Source organism: Geobacillus sp. C56-T2 (genome assembly GCF_007829715.1).
Taxonomy (GTDB): Bacteria; Bacillota; Bacilli; order Bacillales; family Anoxybacillaceae; genus Geobacillus; species Geobacillus icigianus.
Map to the genome: position 1 here is coordinate 2,501,008 of NZ_VJWB01000001.1, position 21,022 is coordinate 2,522,029.

Genomic DNA, 21,022 nt, shown 5'->3' on the forward strand with positions numbered 1-21,022 from the left:
CTTTACGGCGAAAGCCGCTTTTCCATCATTTTCTTTCCATACCCCGCCAGCACGTGGTCTGGCTTCGCCTCCAACGCGGCGGCGAACCAATCGCGGGCGGCAGCCGGCTCGTCCTTGTTCGCATAAATGACCCCTAAATTGTAGCAGGCGTCGGCATGGTGCGGCTTTAGCGCCAACGTTTTTTCAAAGCAGCGCTTCGCCTCGTCAACGTAGTCGAGCGCCGCCAAACAAAGGCCGAGCTGAAAGAACGCTTCGGCATCCCCTTCGTTCAATTCGGCAGCCCGCTGCAAATACGGGAGAGCGAGCCGCGGCATCTCGAGCCGCCATAGCGACATGCCGAGCATAAAATGCGTGTCGGCGTCATCGAGCCCCAGCCCGAGGGCCCGTTCAAACATGTCTTTCGCCTCGGCAAACCGCCCGCGCTGATAGTGGAGCGTGCCGATGCCATAGTAAGCGGCCGCGGCCCGTTCATCGCGACAAAGCGCCTGCTGGAAGAAAGCGAGCGCTTTCTCCTCTTCGCCGGCGGCGGCCAGCACGGTGCCGACGTTGATGTAGCCGGCCGGGTCGTCCGGGCGATCGTCCACCGCTTTGGAAAAACAGCGGAGCGCTTCTTCGTACTCCCCGGCGCGCAAATGCGCAAGCCCTTGTTCATTCCAATCCGCCACCGCTCATCCCTCCTGACTATAGTTTAGCACATACGTTCGTTTTTTTCGAGCAATTGCAAAAACACCCCAACCCCAAGCCGGGTTAGGGCTTTCACCGCCGGTGCGGCAGCTTAGCGGTCAGCCGACATACCAAAGCTTTTCACCGTTGCGGAACACTTCATCGATCGTGCCGCCGCCAAGGCACTCCTCACCGTTGTAGAACACGACCGCCTGCCCCGGCGTCACCGCCCGCGCCGGCGCATCAAACACGACTTCCGCCTTGCCGTCTGAAAGCGGGTGAACCGTCACGCCGACATCGGGCTGACGATAGCGGAACTTCGCCGTGCAGCGGAACGGCGCTTCCGGCTTGCGGTCAGACACCCAGTTGACGTCGACCGCTTTTAGCGAGGTCGAATACAAATAGTCGTTTTCAAATCCTTGGGCGACATACAGCACGTTTTCACGCACATTTTTGCCGACGACAAACCATGGTTCGCCGCTGCCGCCAATACCAAGGCCGTGGCGCTGGCCGATCGTGTAATACATCACCCCGTCATGCCGCCCTTTCACCTCGCCGTCGAGCGTTTTCATCACTCCCGGCTGGGCCGGCAAGTAGTGGCTTAAAAACTCTTTAAAATCGCGCTCACCGATAAAGCAAATGCCGGTGCTGTCTTTTTTCCCTGCGGTAGCCAGCCCGGCTTCTTTCGCGATCCGGCGCACGTCCGCTTTGTGCAAGTGGCCGATCGGAAACATCACGTTTGACAGTTGGGCTTGGCCGAGCTGGTTCAAAAAATACGTTTGGTCTTTGTTCGGGTCAGCTCCACGGAGCATTTTATATTCGCCATCGCGAAACTCGACGCGGGCGTAATGGCCGGTGGCGACGTAATCGGCACCGATCGACATGGCGTGTTCCAAAAACGCTTTGAATTTAATCTCCTTATTGCACATCACATCCGGGTTCGGGGTGCGGCCCGCTTTGTATTCGTTCAAAAAATACGTAAACACTTTGTCCCAATATTGCTTTTCAAAGTTGACTGCATAGTACGGGATGCCGATTTGGTTGCAGACGCGCACAACGTCTTCGTAATCCTCAGTCGCCGTGCAAACGCCGTTTTCATCGGTGTCATCCCAGTTTTTCATAAAAATGCCGATCACATCATATCCTTGTTCTTTTAATAATAGCGCAGCGACTGACGAGTCGACCCCGCCGGACATGCCGACGACAACGCGCGTTTCATGCGGCGCTTTGTTCATGCGCTTCACCCCCTCTTCATCGTTTTGTGAGCCGCTTCACAATTTTCACCGTTTCTTCCGCCGCCCGCTCAATTTGCTCCGTTGTATTGCCGAGTCCGAAGCTAAAACGCACGGACGAGCGGATGCGCTCCGACTCGTTTCCGCACATGGCAACAAGCACGTGGGACGGATCGATCGACCCCGCCGTGCACGCTGACCCGCTGGACGCGGCGATGCCCGCCAAATCCAAATTGACGAGCAGCGATTCGACGTTCGTTCCCGGAAAAGCAACATTGAAAATATGCGGCAGGCCGTCTTCGCTGCCGTTGACGATGAAATCAAGGCCGGAGGAGCGAAAAATCGTCAACATCGCTTCGCGCCAAGCCGCGTATTGCTTCTGCTTCTCTTCCCTCGTCCGCTCGGCGATTTCCGCCGCCCGCGCCAAGCCGATGATGCCCGGGACGTTCTCTGTGCCGGCGCGCCGTTTCCGCTCCTGCTCGCCGCCGAAAAGAAGCGGTGTGATGCGGACCGTCTCGCGAACATACAAGGCACCGCTGCCTTTCGGACCGTTAATTTTATGGCTCGAAAGCGACAACAAATCGATGCCGTACTCATTCACATCGATCGGGATCAGCCCGTACGCCTGCACGGCATCGGTATGAAAATACGCCGGGTGGTCGCGAAGCAGGGCGCCGATTTCACGGATCGGCTGAATCGTGCCGACTTCGTTGTTGGCAAACATGATCGAAACGAGAATCGTGTCATCACGGAGCGCGGCTTTCACGTCCTCAACCGACACGCGCCCGTGTTCATCAACTGGCAAGTACGTCACATCAAATCCTTGCTTTTGTAAATGTTCGCAAGCGCGTAAAACGGCGTGATGCTCAATAGCGGTCGTAATGAGATGGCGGCCGCGGCTGCGATTGGCCATCGCCGTTCCGATGAGCGCAAAGTTATCCGCTTCCGTCCCGCCGCTTGTAAACACGATTTCCGTCTCTTTCGCCCCGAGGCTGCGGGCGATGGCTGATCTCGCTTCGTCCAACGCCCGGCGGCTCTGCCGGCCAAAATAATGGATGCTTGACGGATTGCCGAACTGTTCGGTCATCGACTGAATCATGCCAGCCGCCACATCCGGATGAACGGGAGACGTCGCGGCATGATCCAAGTAAATCCGTTCCAACGGTCATTCTCCTTTCTTGTCGCCCGAACCTCTTCCGCCCACAGCGGCCGTCCCTTACCCGAGCGGCTTCCGCCCGTTGGGGAAACCGCCCGCTGCGGCAAACGGCGAGGCTTGGCCATGAAGGTGTAAATATGAAAAACACGTCCATGTCATCCGCTCGCGGTTGATGACATGCGACCGCTTGATCAATGGTTAAATATAAAACATGTATGCCCCTTCATCCCCGTCGCTATACTTCGCTAAATCTTCAAGCGTTGTGCTGTCGAGCACTTCCTCGACCGCATCGCGGATGCGGATCCACAGCTCGCGCTTCGCCGGCTCCTCCTCTTCGAGTTCCTCGACCGGGGTGAGCGGCCCCTCAAGCACGCGCAAAATATCACCGGCCGTAATTTTTGCCGGATGCTCGGCCAATACGTAACCGCCGTACGCCCCGCGGATGCTTTTGACAAGCCCGGCGTTGCGCAACGGCGTCACCAGTTGCTCCAAGTAATGCTCGGACAAATTGTTGGCCTTGGCGATCGAGCGGAGCGAAATCGGACGGTCGCCGTACTTTTTCGCCAGTTCAATCATAATCGTCAATCCGTAACGGCCTTTGGTTGAAATCTTCATCATATCCCCCCTAACGACTTAACCCTTGCGCCCGAACGTTGGCGGCTCCCAACAAGCGGTCGGCCATTTTCCGGCATTGCGGCAGCGCCAAACCGGCGACCGAACCGATTGTGACGCAAAAAAGAAACGTGCCAAACGACACTGGACCGCCAAGCAGCCAGCCGACAAGCAACACGAGCGCTTCCATCATCACGCGAATGTATGCCACGTTCCATCCGGTCAACTCGGTCAAGGCGAGCATCAAACTGTCGCGCGGACCGGCGCCGACGTCGGCGGAAATATATAGCCCCATGCCGTAGCCGGACACGACGATGCCGACTAGCAGCATCGCATATTGTTCAAGCAGTTGTGGCGGCGTTTTCAGCGGTGGGATCATCATCCACACGTCAATCAAAACGCCGACAGTGACCATATTGAGGAAGGCGCCAAGCTGCGGTCTCCGCTTGACAAGCAGCGCCGAAGCCGCAAGCACCACCATCCCAACGATGATCGACCACGTCCCGACCGTCAGGCCAAATGTTCGCTCTAAACCAATATGAAGGACATCCCATGGCGCACAGCCAACATCGGCTTTAATCGTCAGCACAATGCCGAATGACATGACGAGCAAACCGGCAAAATAAATGCTCCATCGCAGCCATGGGACCGAAGGATGGACCATCGCACATGCGCCTCCCTATCCAGTCAATCGCCGGTGTTATTATACCATAAATGACGCGCTCCGTTCACGGCCCAATCGCGCTTTCCCGCTTCAATTGCTCCAGTCGCCGGTACACTTTCGCATAATGTTTCTCGTCGCCGTGCTCTTTCGGCTCATAATAGCGGACGCCGGCAAGCGTTGACGGCAAATACGATTGCGCCACCCAGCCGTTTGGGTAATCGTGCGGATATAAATAGCCTTGGCCATGTCCGAGCACGGCTGCCCCTTGATAATGGGCGTCTTTTAAATGGTCGGGAATCTCGCCAACCTTTCCGGCGCGCACGTCGGCGAGCGCCGCGTCCAACGCCTTGTAGGCGCTGTTGGATTTCGGGCTTAGGCAAAGCTCGATCGTCACGGTCGCGAGCGGAATGCGCGCCTCCGGCAGTCCGATCCGCTCCGCCGCCGCCACAGCTGCCTGCACTTTCACCCCCATCAACGGGTTCGCAAGCCCGATGTCTTCATAGGCGATGACGAGCAGCCGGCGACAGACCGCGGCCAAATCCCCGCCTTCGAGCAGGCGCGCTAAATAATGGAGAGCAGCGTCCACATCGCTGCCGCGCACGCTTTTTTGGAATGCCGACAACAGCGAATAGTAATGGTCGCCGTATTTGTCATGAGTGAAGCCGCGATTGGCCGTGCACGAAGCAACGATCGCCTCATCCACATACAAACCGTCATCGCGTTCGTCGGCCGCCGCCACGGCCGCTTCAAGAAGCGAAAGCGCCGCGCGCGCATCGCCGCCCGCGGCTTCCGCAATTCGCCATAACAGCGCCTCATCGATCTTGACGGGCTGCGCTCCGAGCCCGCGCACCGAATCGGTAAGCGCCCGCTTTAAAACGATAAGCAAGTCGGCCGGCTCAAGCCGCTTTAATCGCTGAATTTGTCCGCACCGGCTACGGATCGCCGGATTCACCTCGTGAAACGGGTTTTCGGTCGTCGCCCCGATTAACGTGATCAGCCCGGATTCAAGGTGTGGAAGCAGCACGTCCTGCTGCGCCTTGTTCAAACGGTGAATTTCATCGATAAACAAAACGACATTGCCGGACCAGCGCGCCGCTTCGGCCGCCTCTTCAATTTCCTTTTTTCCGGCTGAGGTCGCGTTGATGGCGACCAGCTCCCGCCCGGCCGTGCGAGCGATGGCGTAGGCGAGCGAGGTTTTTCCCGTCCCGGGTTCCCCATACAACAATAGCGAAGGAACATATCCTTTTTTTACCATTTTGTACAACGGCGTCTCCGGCCCAATCACATGCGCTTGTCCGACGATGTCGTCGATCGTGCGCGGTCGCATCCGCAGCGCGAGTGGCTCTGACCTGTTCCGCATGTCGTTCCCCTCCTCGTTTCATTGTACAGTGCCGGTCCGCCCGAATACAACCGTGCGGTGTCAAAAGGCGGACCGCTACGGTTCAAACTAAGTTTTGATTGAGTGCTGACCTTGATTGATTAAGGTCGAAAGGCGGAACCGCTAGTTTCCCCCTTTTGTTTGGCATCGCCCATTGCCCCCGTGCCAAAGGGAGAAGTTTAAAGTGAAACAAGAACGGAAAAACTATGATCATATCAACATTACATTTGTGGGGTGGACAGCATGAAAACGAGACAAGATGCATGGTCGCATGAAGAAGACGTGCTATTGGCCGAAACGGTGCTTCAATACATACGGGAGGGAAAAACACAACTCGCGGCCTTTGCAGACGTCGGAAAAAAGTTGCACCGAACTGCGGCGGCATGCGGCTTCCGCTGGAATGCCGAGGTGCGGAAACGACATCTCGAGGCCATCGAACAGGCGAAGAAGCAACGAAAAGAGCGAAAACGGGCGTTGGAAATGATGAAAAAATGGCAGAAGGAACAAGACCCGTTCCCGTTTCCTTCCGCAGGCAGCAGCCAAGAGGCGGAAGGGTCATCCCCCTTTCTCCCGGCCGCCCCTCTGACGCTCGATCAGTGCATTTCTTTTTTGCAGGCGCTACGGCGCGATGCCAAACAGCTTGAAACGGCCGAGCAGGAAAACGAACGGCTGAAGCGGGAGCACGCCGAATGGCGGGCGCGCAATGAGCAGCTGGCGCAAAAAATTGAACGCCTTGAAGCGCGACAAACAACGGTTCAAGAAGATTACGAGGCGCTTGTCAAAATTATGGCCCGCGCCCGCCAACTCGCCGCCGAAGAAGGCGATCGCCTTCCGTTCGCGCAATGGCTTTTGGCCGAAGCGAGAGAACAAAACGAACGAGCCGCCCATTCGTAACTAGCCAAAAAGGGTGTCCCAAAAGGATCGGGACACCCTCTTTCATCGCTATATAAGCCCCAACTGCTTCTTTCCGCGACACCATCCTACCTTGACGACAGGCGACCGGCTTCCTACCGGCGAGCCTCGCTCACTTGATCCAGCGACCGGCTCGTCACTCGCCGACGCGAGCAATCGGAATTTCCTTCAACAATTCCTGAATGACATATGACGCCATAATGAGCCCGGCAACGGACGGCACAAAAGCGTTCGATGACGGCGGCATTTTCGCCTTGCGGATCGGTGAAGCGTCATTGCCGACAACTTGGCGGACATCTTCGCGGATTTTCACCGGCTTTTCGTCAGAAAAGACGACCGGAATGCCGCGGCGGATCCCTTCTTTGCGCAGTTTGGCGCGGATGACTTTCGCGATCGGATCGGTGTGCGTCTTGGAAATATCGGCGATGCGAAAGCGGGTCGGATCCATTTTGTTCGCCGCCCCCATGCTGGAGATGATCGGAATGCCGCGCTTGAGGCATTGTTTCATCAAATGTACTTTATACACAATCGTGTCGGACGCATCGATGACAAAATCGAGATCATGGGCAAAAAACTGCTCATACGTCTCTTCCGTATAAAACATTTGCAGCGCGATGACCTCGCACGCCGGGTTGATGTCGGCGATGCGCTCTTTCATCAGCTCGACTTTCGGACGGCCAATGGTCGAGAGCAACGCATGGATTTGCCGGTTGATGTTGGTGATATCGACGTTATCGCGATCAACAAGCACCAAGCGGCCGATTCCGGAACGGGCGAGCGCCTCGACGGCGAACGACCCGACGCCGCCGATGCCAAGGACGGCGACGGTGGCGTTTTTTAATTTTTCCAGCCCCTCAGGGCCAATGGCTAACTCATTGCGGGAAAATTGATGCAGCATCGTTCTCCTCTCCATTTGCGCAAAAATTGAGTGATACACCGTTTTTTATCGTACATGAAGCCCGCTTGTGTGGCAATGGGTCTTTTGCTGGCAAAACAAACGAGGCTGACCCGAGAGCCCGCCAAAAAGCGGACGTTTGAGTCAGCCCCACCATCGTGTTTATCGCTCTTCTGTACACTAGTCCCAATCGTGCCGTCGCTGCCTTCGTTTTGAACCCGCTCTCCCATAGGTGGGTGCCCTGTTCCAAGGTTTGCGCTTCCCCTGTGACGAAGGGGCGTGCACGCCGCTTGGAAACCCCGGACTCCCGGATATTGACTGTTCGGTCAAAACGATCGGTGATGCGACGAACACATTAGGACGGGTGGTTGATTGCTTATATTTTATCATATTTTTTTGTATTTGTGAACACCTGCCGCTCATGTTTCCTTGCCGGCGAAGCGGCTATTCTTGGTCAGGCAGCACGACCGCCAAATGCAGTTCGTCCAGCTGTTTTTCGCTGACCGGGCTCGGCGCTTCGGTGAGCAGGCAGCTGGCGCTCGCCGTTTTCGGGAAGGCGATCGTATCGCGCAAATTCGTGCGCCCAGCAAGCAACATCACAAGCCGGTCAAGGCCAAGCGCGATGCCGCCGTGCGGCGGGGTGCCGTACTCAAACGCCTCAAGCAAGAAGCCGAACTGACGGCGCGCTTCTTCTTCGCTGAACCCTAAGGCGCGGAACATTTTTTCCTGCACGTCCCGCTCAAAGATGCGGAGCGAGCCGCCGCCGAGCTCATAGCCGTTTAACACCAAATCATACGCCTGCGCGCGAACCGCGCCCGGGTTGGTTTCAAGCAGCGGAATGTCGTCGCGCACCGGCATTGTAAACGGATGGTGGGCGGCGTAATAACGGCCTTCCTCTTCGTCGTATTCCAACAGCGGCCAGTCCGTCACCCACAAAAACGCGAGCTTCGTTTCGTCGATCAAGCCGAGCTCCTTGCCGAGCCGAAGCCGCAGCGCGCCGAGGGCCGCGGCCACGACCGCCTTTTGATCGGCGACAAACAACAGCAAATCCCCGTCTTCGACCGCCAGCGTTTGGCGAAGCGCAGCCTGTTCGCCAGCGGTGAAAAACTTGGCGATCGGCCCTTTCAGCTCATCGCCTTCCGCTTTCAGCCACGCCAGCCCTTTCGCTCCGTAGCGGCCGACAAACTCGCCCAACGCGTCCATATCCTTGCGCGAATAGCGGGGCGCCGCGCCTTTGGCGTTGATCGCCTTCACTTGCCCTCCCTCTTTGACCGCGCGGGCAAACACTTGAAACGCGGAATCGCGGACGATGTCCGATACGTCGACGAGCTCGAGGCCAAAGCGTATATCCGGCTTGTCCGAGCCATAGCGGCTCATCGCCTCATCATACGTGATGCGCGGAAACGGGCGCGGAATGTCGGTCCCTTTCGCCGCTTTGACGACCGCCGCCATCATCCGTTCGGTTACATCGATGATGTCTTCTTGATCGATGAACGACATTTCGATGTCAATCTGCGTAAACTCCGGCTGGCGGTCGGCGCGCAAGTCTTCGTCGCGGAAGCAGCGCGCGATTTGATAGTAGCGCTCAAACCCGCCGACCATCAGCAGCTGCTTAAAAATTTGCGGCGACTGCGGCAAGGCGTAAAATTCACCTGGATGGACGCGGCTCGGCACTAAATAGTCGCGCGCCCCTTCCGGCGTGCTTTTCGTCAACATCGGCGTCTCGATTTCCAAAAAGCGTTCGCTGTCCAAAAAGTCGCGCACCGCTTTCGTGACCTTATGCCGGAGCTCCAGCGTTCGAAACATGACCGGGCGGCGCAAATCCAAGTAGCGATATTTTAAACGCACGTCTTCCGCCGCATCGGTGTCATCCGTGATCGCAAACGGCGGCGTTTTCGCTTCATTGATAATGTCGATGCGCTCCGCCTGCACTTCGATACGGCCGGTCGCGATGTTCGGGTTGACCGTCTCCGGCGCGCGGGCAACGACCGTTCCTTCCACGCTCAGCACATATTCGCTCCGCACGCGCTCAGCGGCCGCCAGCGCTTCAGCCGACACATCCGGGCTGGCGACGATTTGCACGATGCCTGTCCGGTCGCGCAAATCGATGAAAATGAGCCCGCCTAAGTCGCGGCGCTTTTGCACCCATCCTTTGAGCACGACGCGCTCGCCGACCGCTGTTTCCGGCACTTCACCGCAATAATATGTCCGTTTCATTCGTTTACTCCCCCTCTCTCCTCGTTCGTTCTGTGAAAAATGAAGCCAGTTCGCCGAACGGCACGTTCGTTTGTTCGCCGCTCGCCATCTCCTTGACGGTCGCGATTTGTTTGTCGAGCTCTTCATCGCCAATCATGACGACAAACGCCGCTTTGAGGCGGTCGGCTGCTTTCAGCTGCGCCTTCAGTTTTCGGCCGACATAGTCTTGATCAACGCGCAAGCCGGCGCGGCGCAATTCATAGACGAGGCGGACCGCTTCCTCTTTCGCCCGTTCGCCGAGCGCAGCCACATAGCAATCGATCCCTTCATCGGTCGGAAGCTCCACCCCTTCCGCCTCCAGCGCTGCGAGCAGCCGTTCGATGCTTAGCGCAAAACCGATCCCCGGCATTTCCGGCCCGCCGATTTCCTCGACAAGCCCATTGTAGCGCCCGCCGCCGCACAGCGTCGCGGCTGCGCCAAACCCTTCCGCTTCGCTCATAATTTCAAATGTCGTATGGTTGTAATAGTCAAGTCCGCGCACCAACCGCGAATCGACGACAAACGGAAGGCCAAGCATGGCCAAATAGTGTTTCACCTTCTCAAAATACGCGCGTGATTCATCATTCAAGTAATCCAAAATCGACGGCGCCGTCGCCATCAGTTCATGATCGCGGTCCTTTTTGCAGTCGAGAATGCGGAGCGGATTCGTCTCGAGCCGCGCCTGACAATCGGCGCACAGTTCATCGATGCGCCCCGAAAAATGGCGCACGAGCGCCTCGCGATGCGCCCGGCGGCTGTCGAGGTCGCCCAAGCTGTTGATGACAAGCCGGATCCGTTTTAAGCCAAGCGCTTCGTAAATATGCATCGCCAGCGCCATGACCTCGGCATCAATGGCCGGATCGCTGCTGCCAATCGCTTCGACGCCAAACTGAACGAATTGGCGGAACCGCCCGGCTTCCGGCCGCTCGTAGCGGAACATCGGCCCGCTGTAATACAGTTTCAGCGGCTGGTTCGGGCTGCCGTACAGCTTATGCTCGACGAACGCCCGCACGACCGGCGCCGTGCCTTCCGGGCGGAGCGTGAGCGCACGTCCTCCCTTGTCTTCAAACGTATACATCTCTTTTTGGACGATATCGGTCGTATCGCCGACGCCGCGCAAAAACAGTTCGGTATGTTCAAAAATCGGCGTCCGAATTTCCCGATATCCGTACCGGGAACATAGTTCGCGGGCGACTTGCTCCACGTACTGCCATTTTTCGCTGTCTCCCGGCAAAATATCTTGCGTTCCTCTTGGAATTTGAAACGCCATGCGGATCCTCCTTTTGCTCAAAATAAAAACGCCCTGATCCCCTTGATAGGGACGAGAGCGTCATTCCCGCGGTGCCACCCTAATTGAAGCCATTCAGCTTCCGCTTGTCGCCGCTAACGCTAGGCGCGCGTTCCCTTTTACTGACGCCACGCGCGTTCAAAGGGAAACCTACGGAGTGTCTTTCGCTAAGCCATCATGGAGAAACGCTTCCAGCCTAAGGCGTTTCCTCTCTGGCCATGTGGGTCTTACCTACTTCTCTCCATCATCGGTTGTCCACTATCACCTATCTGAATTGTAATTTTATATTACGGAGAAAGCGGACCGTTTGTCAAGCCGCCTTGAAAAAAAGCGTCCCGCCGCTTGGCCGGCCGTTGATGCAAAAGAAGGCGCCCCGCCTTGGCGGGACGCCGTGGTCGCCTTAATGGCGAATCAAATAATCGAACGCGCTTAACGCCGCGGTCGCTCCGGAGCCCATCGAAATAATGATTTGCTTGTAGGCGCTGTCTGTGCAGTCGCCTGCGGCAAAGACGCCTTCGACATTGGTCGCGCCGCGCTTGTCGACGATGATTTCGCCGAAGCGGTTCCGTTCCACCGTTCCTTCCAGCCACTCTGTATTCGGCACAAGGCCGATTTGCACGAACACGCCTTGCAGTTCGATATGGTGTTCTTCCCCTGTCGCCCGGTCGATGTACGTTAAGCCGTTCACCTTATCCGTACCAGTGATTTCCTTCGTTTGCGCGTTTTTGATCACTGTCACATTCGGCAAGCTGTACAGCCGGTCTTGTAAAACAGCGTCCGCTTTCAGTTCGGGAGCGAACTCCAACAGCGTTACGTGGCTGGCGATGCCGGCCAAGTCAATGGCCGCTTCCACGCCGGAGTTGCCGCCGCCGATGACCGCCACGTGCTTGCCTTCAAACAGCGGGCCGTCACAATGCGGGCAGTAGGCGACGCCTTTGTTTTTGAACTCTTCCTCGCCCGGCACGCCAAGGTTGCGCCAGCGGGCGCCGGTGGAAATGATGACCGTTTTGCTTTTCAGAACGGCGCCGTTTTCCAACTCCACTTCAATCAACTCTTTTTTCGCAAGCCGTTTGGCGCGCTGGATCATGATGTCGACATCGTACTGTTTGACATGCTCTTCGATGCTGGCCGCGAGCTTCGGCCCTTCCGTATATTTGACGCTGATGAAGTTTTCGATGCCGAGCGTATCCAAAATTTGTCCGCCAAACCGATCCGCCACGATGCCGGTGCGAATGCCTTTGCGCGCCGCGTAAATGGCGGCTGTCGCCCCCGCCGGGCCGCCGCCGACGACAAGCACGTCAAACGGCTCTTTATCGGCAAACGACGCGGCGTCCGCCTCGCTTCCTAGTTTGGCGAGAATGTCTTCAATCGACATGCGGCCGCTGGCGAACATCTCACCGTTTAAAAAGACGGTCGGCACCGCCATAATGCCTTTTTGTTCCACTTCGTCCTTAAACGCCGCCCCGTCGATCATCGTATGGGAAATGTCGGGATTCAGGACGCTCATGATGTTGAGCGCTTGAACAACGTCCGGGCAGTTATGGCACGTGAGGCTCACGTACGTTTCAAAATGGTGTTTGCCCCGGATTTGTTGAATGCGGCGCACGACGTCTTCGCTCACTTTCGGCGGCCGGCCGCTCACTTGAAGCAGGGCCAGCACCAGCGAGGTAAACTCATGACCGAGCGGGACGCCGGCGAACGTGACGCCGGTGTTTTCGCCAACCCGGTTGACGCTGAAGCTCGGCGTGCGTTCAAGCTTTGCTTTTTCCACTTTGATTTTCGGCGACATGGCCGTCAACTCATCGACTAAAGCAAGCATATCGCGGGAAACGTTGTCGTCTCCCGCGCTAACCGTCAAGACAATGTCATTTTCAAGCAATTGCAAGTACTGAGCGAGTTGTGCCTTGATGTCCGCATCGAGCATGGTCAAAAGCCTCCTTAAATTTTGCCGACAAGGTCAAGGCTCGGTTTCAGCGTTTCACCGCCCTCTTGCCATTTCGCCGGGCAAACTTCACCCGGATGGTTGCGCACATATTGGGCGGCTTTAATTTTATCAATCAGCGTGCTCGCTTTGCGGCCGATGCCGTCGGCGTTGATTTCCACCGCTTGAATGACGCCGTCCGGGTCGATGAGGAACGTGCCGCGTTGCGCCAACCCTTGCTCTTCGTCAAGCACATCAAACATGCGCGACAGCTGGTGCGAAGGATCGCCAATCATGACGTATTCGATTTTGCCGATGGCCGGCGATGTGTCGTGCCATGCTTTATGAGTAAAGTGCGTGTCGGTTGACACCGAGTACACTTCTACACCCAATTCTTTGAATGTCGCGTAATGGTCTTGCAAATCCTCAAGCTCCGTCGGGCAAACGAACGTAAAGTCGGCCGGATAAAAGCAGACGATGCTCCATTTGCCCATGAAGTCTTGTTCCGTCACCTCGATGAATTCCCCGTTGTGATACGCTTGGGCGCGGAACGGTTGTACTTTTTTCCCAACTAAAGACATTGCTTCATCTACCTCCTGCGACTGTTATTTTATAATAATTTTAAACCGATACTTATTATCATATAGGGGCCCTTACTTTGTCAATACATATGCATTCAGAAATGTTCGTTACGGCAGACGGAACGAACGTCGCCAGCTCTTTACGGGCCTTGCCGCTCCGTCTGCTGTCACGAGCGAAACCGCTGCTTTTTTAGCATTTGCACCTCTTTGCCTGCGACGCCAAGCTCGGACGACAGCTCAAACGCACTATACTGGTCCTCAAGCCGCACCCACTCATGAAAATCGGCCGAAAGCACATCGCTCGTTCGGTGGGCCTGCTCACCTCGCTTCGTTTGCCGCATCGCCCCCCTCCTTTCCCTTCGGATCAACCTGTTTTCATCATTCCCATTTCTTGCGAAAAATAAAAAAGAAACCGGAAAACGATTATTCGTTTCCCGGTTTCTCACAGCTGTCGATGATCAAGGTGACCGGCCCGTCGTTGATGAGCGACACGCCCATCATGGCGCCGAACACCCCTGTTTCGACATGGACGCCTTTTTCGCGCAGAAAGGCGTTGAACGCTTCATACAGAGGCAAAGCATGATCAGGCTTGGCCGCCGCCATAAAATTCGGACGCCGTCCTTTTCGACAGTCGCCATAAAGGGTGAACTGCGACACGGACAACACGGCGCCGCCGACATCAAGCAGCGAGCGGTTCATTTTTCCTTCCTCGTCTTCGAAAATGCGCAAATGGGCGATTTTCTCGGCCAAATAGGCCGCATCGGCCTCGGTATCGTCGTGCGTGACGCCAAGCAGCACAACAAGCCCTGCCTCGATGGCGCCAACGACCCGCCCATCGACGGTGACGTTGGCTTCTTTGGCTCGCTGGATGACCGCTCTCACTTCTTCTCCTCCTTTTCGCCGCCGCTAGTTGTTCATCAAGCGCTGGACGGAATAAATGTCGGGAATTTGCTTGATCCGCTCCACGACTTTTTGCAAGTGGCTCAAGTTGTGAATGGCGATCGTCATATGGATCGTCGCGATTTTGTGCCGATGATCCGAGCGGCCCGAAACAGCGGAAATATCGGTGCGCGTCTCGTTCACCGCCTGCAGCACTTCATTGAGCAGCCCGCGGCGGTCAAAGCCGGTGATTTCGATATCGACGTTGTACTCGCGCTCGCCGCCGGCTCCGCTTTCCCATTCGACGGTGATGAGCCGGTCGGCCGCTTCTTCCGTCTTGACGTTCGGGCAATCGGCGCGGTGGACGGAAATGCCGCGCCCACGGGTGATAAAGCCGATGATTTCATCGCCCGGCACTGGATTGCAGCAGCGCGACAGACGAATGAGCAAATTGTCGACGCCTTGGACGCGAATGCCGCAGTCGCGTTTTTTTCCTGCTGGCAGCTTCGCCTCGGAAAACGCCTCGGCCAACTTGCGCTGCTGTTCCTCGAGATCGCGCTGTTTCCGCCATTTTTCCGTCAGCCGGTGGGCGATTTGTGCCGCCGTGATCCCATGATAGCCGACCGCCGCGTACATATCGTCTTCGTTTGAGAAGTTGAACTTCTCGGCGACGCGCTTCATATTGTCGGCCGTCATCACCTCTTTCGGCTCAAAGCCGAGGCTGCGCACTTCCTTTTCGACCATCTCTTTGCCTTTTTCAATATTTTCCTCGCGCCGCTGCTTTTTGAAAAACTGGCGGATTTTGTTGCGCGCCTGCGACGTTTTCGCCAGCTTCAGCCAGTCTTGGCTCGGTCCGTACAAATGTTTCGACGTTAAAATTTCAACGATGTCACCCGTCTGCAGCTTATAATCGAGCGGCACCATTTTGCCGTTCACTTTCGCGCCGATCGTTTTGTTGCCGATTTCCGAATGGATGCGGTAAGCGAAATCGATCGGCACCGAGCCGGCCGGCAACTCGATGACGTCGCCCTTTGGCGTGAAAACGAACACCATGTCGGAAAACAGGTCCATCTTGAGCGATTCCATAAATTCCTCGGCGTTGCTGGCGTCGTTTTGCCACTCTAAAATTTCCCGGAACCAAGAAAGCTTCTCCTCAAACGAATTCGGCTTGACCGTCTTCCCTTCTTTGTACGCCCAGTGAGCGGCAATCCCGAATTCGGCGATTTGGTGCATTTCAAACGTGCGGATTTGCACTTCAAGCGGCTCGCCTTTCGGACCGATGACCGTCGTATGGAGCGATTGATACATGTTCGGCTTCGGCATGGCGATGTAGTCTTTGAAGCGTCCGGGCATCGGCTTCCAGCACGTATGGATGATGCCAAGGACCGCATAGCAGTCTTTGATGCTGTTGACGATAATGCGCACAGCCAGCAAATCGTAAATTTCGTTAAACTGTTTGTTTTGCATCACCATTTTTCGGTAGATGCTGTAAATATGCTTCGGACGTCCGGAAATTTCGCACGGAATGTGCACTTCGTTCAGCCGTTCCCGCACTTCTTGAATGACTTCCTCCAAATATTGCTCGCGTTCGGCCCGCTTTTTCTTCATCAAATTGACGATGCGGTAATACTGCTGCGGATTTAAATAGCGAAGCGCGGTATCCTCGAGCTCCCATTTGATTTTTGAAATGCCGAGCCGATGCGCCAGCGGGGCGAAAATTTCGAGCGTCTCATTGGCGATGCGCCGCTGTTTTTCCGCCGGCAAATGCTTCAACGTCCGCATGTTGTGCAAGCGGTCGGCGAGCTTGATCAAAATCACCCGAATATCTTGGGCCATCGCCAAAAACATTTTCCGATGGTTTTCCGCCTGCTGCTCTTCTTGCGACTTATATTTGATTTTGCCAAGTTTCGTCACGCCGTCAACGAGCATCGCCACCTCGGCGCCGAACTCGCGCTCAAGGTCTTCTTTCGTCGCCTCGGTGTCTTCGATGACATCGTGCAAAAACCCGGCGGCGATCGTTGTCGCGTCCATTTTCAAGTCCGCCAAAATGCCAGCGACTTGAATCGGATGGATGATGTACGGTTCGCCGGATTTCCGGAATTGGTCGCGATGGGCGTGCTTCGCAAATTCATACGCCTTTTTTAAAAAGGCGACATCTTGTTCGGATAAATAACAGCCCGCTCGTTCAAACACTTGCTCCGCTGTCAGCACTTGTTCATTGGCCATAGGGTTGAATCACCTTTTAATCGAATAAAATTCAGACTGCCAACACTGGACATCCATTGCCTCCACCACGTTACGGTTAATAAGAAAGAGCACTCGTGCGAGTGCCCCTTTTTTCTCTATTATATCCGAAGATGCGAACGATGTCGACTGTGCGGCCTCGCGCTGCTTGCGCCCCGCTTTCCGCCGCTTCGTTTCCCGAACCTTCCGCATTCTTCGTCCCGCCGGCGCAAGCGCGATGATGGAAGCGCCTAACCGCTTGGCTGGCCCCATCAACCGCTAAAACTGCATGAGCGTCAAAATGTCGTAGCCTTCTAGTTTTTGTCGTCCACCAAGCTCCGTCAGCTCAATCAAAAACGCCAACCCGGCGACCACTCCGCCAAGCTGTTCCACGAGCTCGATCGTCGCGCGCATCGTCCCGCCTGTCGCCAGCAAATCGTCGGTGATCAACACGCGCTGTCCCGGTTTGATCGCGTCTTTATGCATCGTCAGCACATCGGTTCCATACTCGAGACCGTACTCGACGCGGACGACTTCGCGCGGCAGCTTCCCTTCCTTGCGCACTGGCGCAAATCCGACGCCAAGCGCATAGGCGACCGGGCAGCCGATGATAAAACCGCGCGCTTCCGGTCCAACGACGATATCAATTTGCTTTTCACGTGCGTATTGGACGATTTGGTCGGTCGCGTATTTGTACGCCGGCCCATTGTCCATCAGCGTCGTAATGTCTTTAAACAAAATGCCCGGTTTCGGAAAATCGGGAACGATCGTAATATATTGTTTTAAATCCATGATGCGCTTGCCTCCTCATTCGTTTGCGAACGAATCATTTCCGTCAAACAGCGTTTCAGCTGCTCGTAAGTGGAGTATAATAACTGATGTTCCGCCTCCAGCTCGTCCCGGCGCCGACGGTACGCCGGGGATTCGGTGAGATCGCGCTTTACAGGCTGGCGAACGAGCGTGATAACACCGTTTTGCTCGCGTACAAACCCCAGCTCCAAAAAGACTTCGGCCATAAAATGGACCGTTTCTGTCGTCCAGCCGCGGGCGCGCGCCAATTCGCCGCCGCGTTCGGCGAGCGGGAACGAACGATGCTTATGCAAAAAGGCATAAAACCACTTGAAATGGTCGCGCGTCGGAAACGTGCGGAAAAATTGCCCTTCCGGCTGCGCGAACACGGCATAAATGCGCGCCGGCTGCCCGTTGCCTAAAAGCGCCCCCAACAAATCAAGCCGCGGCGGCAAATCAAGCAGCACGACATAGCGACCGTCAATCGGCAAAGCCTCCGCCTCTTTCTCCGTCATGACGAAATGAAGCTCCCGGCAAAACGGCGCCAAGTCAGGGCGGGTTTCCGTCTGGCGCCGAAAGGCCACCAGCAGCCGCTTCTCCTCTGGCAGCCGCTCAAGAAGCGAATGAACGTCCCGGCAGCCGCGGGCATCAAACAGCTGCCAGCGGTTGACCGACACGTCGCATAGCGACAACTGCGGCTTCGCCATCCCGTTCCACTCGTTCACCAACAGCTCTCCCACGGCCGAGACGCACGTCCCCGGAGCGATCTCCTCGCACAATGGACCGAGGCCGAAGCCGATGACATCAATCGCCGCCTGCTGTTGCGAAAAGACCGCCTTCATATGGGCGCCGTTCGCCCCGACGCGCCGCATCGTTTCCACCGCGGCTTCTTCAATGAGCAAAAGCGGTCGCGGATTGCCGACACCGAATGGGGCGAGCCGTTCGAAACTGCGGGCGGCCGACAGCGTCAGCTCTTCGACCGAGCAAACCGCATCGATGAACGTCGGCGGGATAAAATCGTCCTCGACCAACGTCTCCGCCGCGATCGCGTTCAGCCGCTGCCGCAACCGCTCGACGTCGTCCAACGCCAAGGTCATCCCCGCCGCCATCGGGTGGCCGCCAAAATGCGGCAACATATCGCGGCATTTGGAGAGACTGGCAAACAAGTCAAATCCGTGGATGCTGCGCGCCGAACCTTTGGCGATGCCTTTGTCGCGGTCAATGGAGAGCACCACCGCCGGCCGGTAAAACTGTTCGACGAGCTTGGAAGCGACGATGCCGACCACCCCGGGATTCCATCCTTCGCCAGCCACGACCAAAACGCGATGCTGCTCCGGCGGATATTGGCGGCGCACCATGTCTGCCGCCTCATCGGCGATTTGCGCGACGAGCTGCTGGCGCTCGCGATTCCGCTCGTCCATTTCCGCCGCCAGCTGCATGGCCTCGTCTTCATCATCGGTCATTAACAGCGCCACCGCCGGATCGGCGCCGCCCAGACGCCCGACCGCGTTCAAACGCGGCGCGATGGCGAAGCCGACCGTCTGTTCATCGATCTGGGATGGTTGGATGCGGCATTGCTGAAACAGCGCGCGCAAACCGATGCGGGTTGTCTCGCGCAACACCGCCAGCCCTTGCGCAGCCAAGAGCCGGTTCTCCCCGACAAGCGGCACTAAATCGGCAATCGTGCCGATGGCCACTAAATCAAGCAAATGGCGCGGCACCCGCCCAAGCAGCGCATGGGCTACCTTGAACGCGACGCCGACGCCGGCCAAACTATGGAACGGATATGTACTTCCGGGCTGCTTCGGGTGAATGATCGCATACGCTTCCGGAAGCGAGGGCCCTGGCTCGTGATGATCGGTCACGATCACATCAAGCCCCCACTCGCGGGCGGCGGCCACTTCCTTCAGCGCCGCAATTCCGTTGTCAACTGTCACAATGACGGACACGCCGCGCTCCTTTGCCGCGCGAAACGCCGCCAAGTTCGGGCCGTATCCTTCGGTAAAGCGGTTGGGAATGTAAAATTCCACCGCTGCTCCTGCCTCTTGAAGAGCGCTCACCATCACCGATGTGCTGCAAACACCATCCGCATCATAGTCGCCATAGACGAGCACGCGTTCACCATGGTGAATCGCTCTTTCTAGGCGGCGAATGGCGCGCTCCATCCCATGAAGCAAGAACGGATCGTGAAACGGCTGCCCAACGGGATGGAGAAACGCCTCCGCTTCCGCTGCCGTCCGCACGCCGCGGCGAACGAGAAGCCGCGCCAGCAGCGGCTCGATGCCGGCTTCCTCCGCCAGGCGCCTCACCGCCTGCTCGTCGGGACGCCCCACCTCCCAACGCGTCTTCGCTTGTAACATGTCCCCCACCTCAACTCTCCTTATTATACAAAAAGGAGAAAAGAGCAGGCAACGACATTACGACTTTTTTTCCGGGTCGTACGGATTGATATGAACGAGCACGTTGCGGACACGCGGAAACGTCAGCAGTTTTTCTTTCACTTTTTTTCCGATCCGGTGCCCCTCTTCCACGGTCAGCTGCGGATCAACGGCAATTTTTAAATCAACGATCACATCATGGCCATGCTCGCGCGCGTACAGCTCATTGATTTGCCGCACATCAGGCACGGACAACACCGCCGCGCGCAAGTCGGCGGTCTCCTCTTCATGAAGCACATGATCAATGGCCGTATGAATCGATTGACGTCCGAGATCCCAAGCCATTTTTAATACGAGCAAGGCGACGAACAGTCCGGCCAATGGGTCGGCATACACGAGCCAGTCAATGCCCCACCTCCCGCCGGCAATCGCGGCGCCGACGCCGAAAAGCGCCGCCAGCGAAGAAAACACGTCGGAGCGGTGCTCATACGCATTGACGATCAACGCTTCGCTGTTTAACGTTTTCCCAAGCCGATACTTGTAACGGAACATCGCCTCTTTGGCGACGATCGACACCAACAGGACGTAGACGGCCGCCATCCCCGGCGGCGCCAAGGGGGCGAAAAACGACAGGAAGGCAGAGCGCCCGATCTCCAGTCCAACGAGGAAAAGAAGCACGGCCACGATAATGGCGGCGATCGATTCGGCCTTTCCATGTCCGTATGGATGGTCCTCATCCGGCGGACGCGCCGCCGCCCGCAACCCGACCCAAACGGCGAACGACCCAGCAACATCGGAAGCCGAATGAGCAGCATCAGCGATCAGCGCTTGACTTTGGCTCCACAAGCCGACCGCCGCCTTGACGGCCGCGAGGATCAGATTGCCGACGATGCCGACCATCGCTGCCGTTTTCGCTTTGTTGAATCGCTGTTCGTGTTCCACGGACACACCTCCCATCTTTGCCTCTTGTTTTCATCAATCCGGATCAAAAAATCCATCCCCTGCGTAAACCCGGCCTCCTATCTTTTTCCTTTCTTTGTCATCGTCCCCCCCTGTTCCACCATCATGGCCGGCGCCTCTTGCTCTCGTCTGTCGATGTTCCGCCGGCGCGGTTGGGCGCTGGATTCACCTTGTAGGAATCCTCTTGCTTTAGTCTGCCCATTTTCCGCCTCAAGCATGGCGACAAAAAAACGCCGAAAAAAGCGCGGTCGCTTTT

At 56.8% G+C, this 21,022-nt stretch carries 18 protein-coding genes, 1 other RNA gene and 1 other annotated feature; of the genes, 1 reads left to right on the top strand and 18 read right to left on the bottom strand.

Translation table 11 applies throughout. The features are described 5' to 3' along the window. Positions 1-2 precede the first annotated feature (2 nt). From GC56T2_RS12530 to GC56T2_RS12555, 6 genes are all read right to left on the bottom strand, one after another. Positions 3-665, bottom strand: a complete 663-nt coding sequence (locus GC56T2_RS12530) for a tetratricopeptide repeat protein (RefSeq protein WP_144975613.1) — start codon at positions 663-665, stop codon at positions 3-5. Between the two features lie 117 nt (positions 666-782). Then, positions 783-1,898 carry a tRNA 2-thiouridine(34) synthase MnmA gene (mnmA, locus tag GC56T2_RS12535; protein ID WP_033018054.1) on the bottom strand — a complete coding sequence of 372 codons (1,116 nt, stop codon included), beginning with the start codon at positions 1,896-1,898 and terminating at the stop codon, positions 783-785. A gap of 16 nt (positions 1,899-1,914) precedes the next feature. After that, positions 1,915-3,057 (bottom strand): cysteine desulfurase family protein, encoded by a 1,143-nt coding sequence (locus tag GC56T2_RS12540; RefSeq protein ID WP_144975615.1) that lies wholly within the window; start codon positions 3,055-3,057, stop codon positions 1,915-1,917. 192 nt (positions 3,058-3,249) lie between these two features. Beyond that, positions 3,250-3,666, bottom strand: a complete 417-nt coding sequence (cymR, locus tag GC56T2_RS12545; protein WP_011232042.1) for a cysteine metabolism transcriptional regulator CymR — start codon at positions 3,664-3,666, stop codon at positions 3,250-3,252. A gap of 10 nt (positions 3,667-3,676) precedes the next feature. Beyond that, on the bottom strand, positions 3,677-4,327 hold the full coding sequence (locus tag GC56T2_RS12550) for a YczE/YyaS/YitT family protein (protein WP_144975617.1): 651 nt from the start codon (positions 4,325-4,327) through the stop codon (positions 3,677-3,679). Positions 4,328-4,391: 64 nt separating this feature from the next. Then, positions 4,392-5,687 carry a replication-associated recombination protein A gene (locus tag GC56T2_RS12555; protein ID WP_144975619.1) on the bottom strand — a complete coding sequence of 432 codons (1,296 nt, stop codon included), beginning with the start codon at positions 5,685-5,687 and terminating at the stop codon, positions 4,392-4,394. Positions 5,688-5,948: 261 nt separating this feature from the next. Between GC56T2_RS12555 and GC56T2_RS12560 the strand changes: the two genes are divergently transcribed. Further along, on the top strand, positions 5,949-6,599 hold the full coding sequence (locus GC56T2_RS12560; RefSeq protein ID WP_144975621.1) for an RsfA family transcriptional regulator: 651 nt from the start codon (positions 5,949-5,951) through the stop codon (positions 6,597-6,599). Between the two features lie 154 nt (positions 6,600-6,753). Here GC56T2_RS12560 and GC56T2_RS12565 read toward each other — a convergent pair whose 3' ends face one another. The 12 genes from GC56T2_RS12565 to GC56T2_RS12615 all read right to left on the bottom strand — a co-directional run bounded on the left by GC56T2_RS12565 (position 6,754) and on the right by GC56T2_RS12615 (position 20,763). Next, positions 6,754-7,515 carry a tRNA threonylcarbamoyladenosine dehydratase gene (locus tag GC56T2_RS12565; protein WP_144975623.1) on the bottom strand — a complete coding sequence of 254 codons (762 nt, stop codon included), beginning with the start codon at positions 7,513-7,515 and terminating at the stop codon, positions 6,754-6,756. A gap of 176 nt (positions 7,516-7,691) precedes the next feature. Continuing rightward, a non-coding RNA gene (gene ssrS, locus GC56T2_RS12570) (6S RNA) lies at positions 7,692-7,877 on the bottom strand. A gap of 79 nt (positions 7,878-7,956) precedes the next feature. After that, complete coding sequence (gene aspS / locus GC56T2_RS12575) at positions 7,957-9,729, bottom strand: aspartate--tRNA ligase (RefSeq protein ID WP_144975625.1); 1,773 nt, start codon at positions 9,727-9,729, stop codon at positions 7,957-7,959. A gap of 4 nt (positions 9,730-9,733) precedes the next feature. After that, on the bottom strand, positions 9,734-11,017 hold the full coding sequence (hisS, locus tag GC56T2_RS12580) for a histidine--tRNA ligase (RefSeq protein WP_144975627.1): 1,284 nt from the start codon (positions 11,015-11,017) through the stop codon (positions 9,734-9,736). Positions 11,018-11,061: 44 nt separating this feature from the next. Beyond that, positions 11,062-11,292, bottom strand: a binding site (T-box leader). Between the two features lie 143 nt (positions 11,293-11,435). Beyond that, positions 11,436-12,959 (bottom strand): alkyl hydroperoxide reductase subunit F, encoded by a 1,524-nt coding sequence (ahpF, locus tag GC56T2_RS12585; protein ID WP_144975629.1) that lies wholly within the window; start codon positions 12,957-12,959, stop codon positions 11,436-11,438. Between the two features lie 14 nt (positions 12,960-12,973). After that, a complete protein-coding gene (gene ahpC, locus GC56T2_RS12590) occupies positions 12,974-13,537 on the bottom strand; it encodes an alkyl hydroperoxide reductase subunit C (RefSeq protein ID WP_144975631.1) in 564 nt (187 codons plus the stop codon). 167 nt (positions 13,538-13,704) lie between these two features. Then, on the bottom strand, positions 13,705-13,878 hold the full coding sequence (locus GC56T2_RS17845) for a hypothetical protein (protein ID WP_172706129.1): 174 nt from the start codon (positions 13,876-13,878) through the stop codon (positions 13,705-13,707). Positions 13,879-13,960: 82 nt separating this feature from the next. After that, positions 13,961-14,419 carry a D-aminoacyl-tRNA deacylase gene (gene dtd / locus GC56T2_RS12595; RefSeq protein ID WP_144975633.1) on the bottom strand — a complete coding sequence of 153 codons (459 nt, stop codon included), beginning with the start codon at positions 14,417-14,419 and terminating at the stop codon, positions 13,961-13,963. A gap of 24 nt (positions 14,420-14,443) precedes the next feature. After that, the gene (locus GC56T2_RS12600; RefSeq protein ID WP_144975635.1) at positions 14,444-16,642 is read right to left on the bottom strand and encodes a RelA/SpoT family protein; all 2,199 of its coding nucleotides are present in this window, start codon (positions 16,640-16,642) and stop codon (positions 14,444-14,446) included. A 276-nt stretch (positions 16,643-16,918) separates the two neighbouring features. Then, positions 16,919-17,431 (bottom strand): adenine phosphoribosyltransferase, encoded by a 513-nt coding sequence (locus GC56T2_RS12605; protein WP_144975637.1) that lies wholly within the window; start codon positions 17,429-17,431, stop codon positions 16,919-16,921. Beyond that, entirely contained in the window at positions 17,422-19,788 is a 2,367-nt protein-coding gene (recJ, locus tag GC56T2_RS12610; protein ID WP_144977321.1) for a single-stranded-DNA-specific exonuclease RecJ, read from the bottom strand. Before recJ ends, GC56T2_RS12605 begins: the two co-directional genes overlap by 10 nt. A 57-nt stretch (positions 19,789-19,845) precedes the next feature. Further along, positions 19,846-20,763, bottom strand: a complete 918-nt coding sequence (locus tag GC56T2_RS12615) for a cation diffusion facilitator family transporter (RefSeq protein WP_370454546.1) — start codon at positions 20,761-20,763, stop codon at positions 19,846-19,848. Between the last annotated feature and the right edge of the window lie 259 nt (positions 20,764-21,022).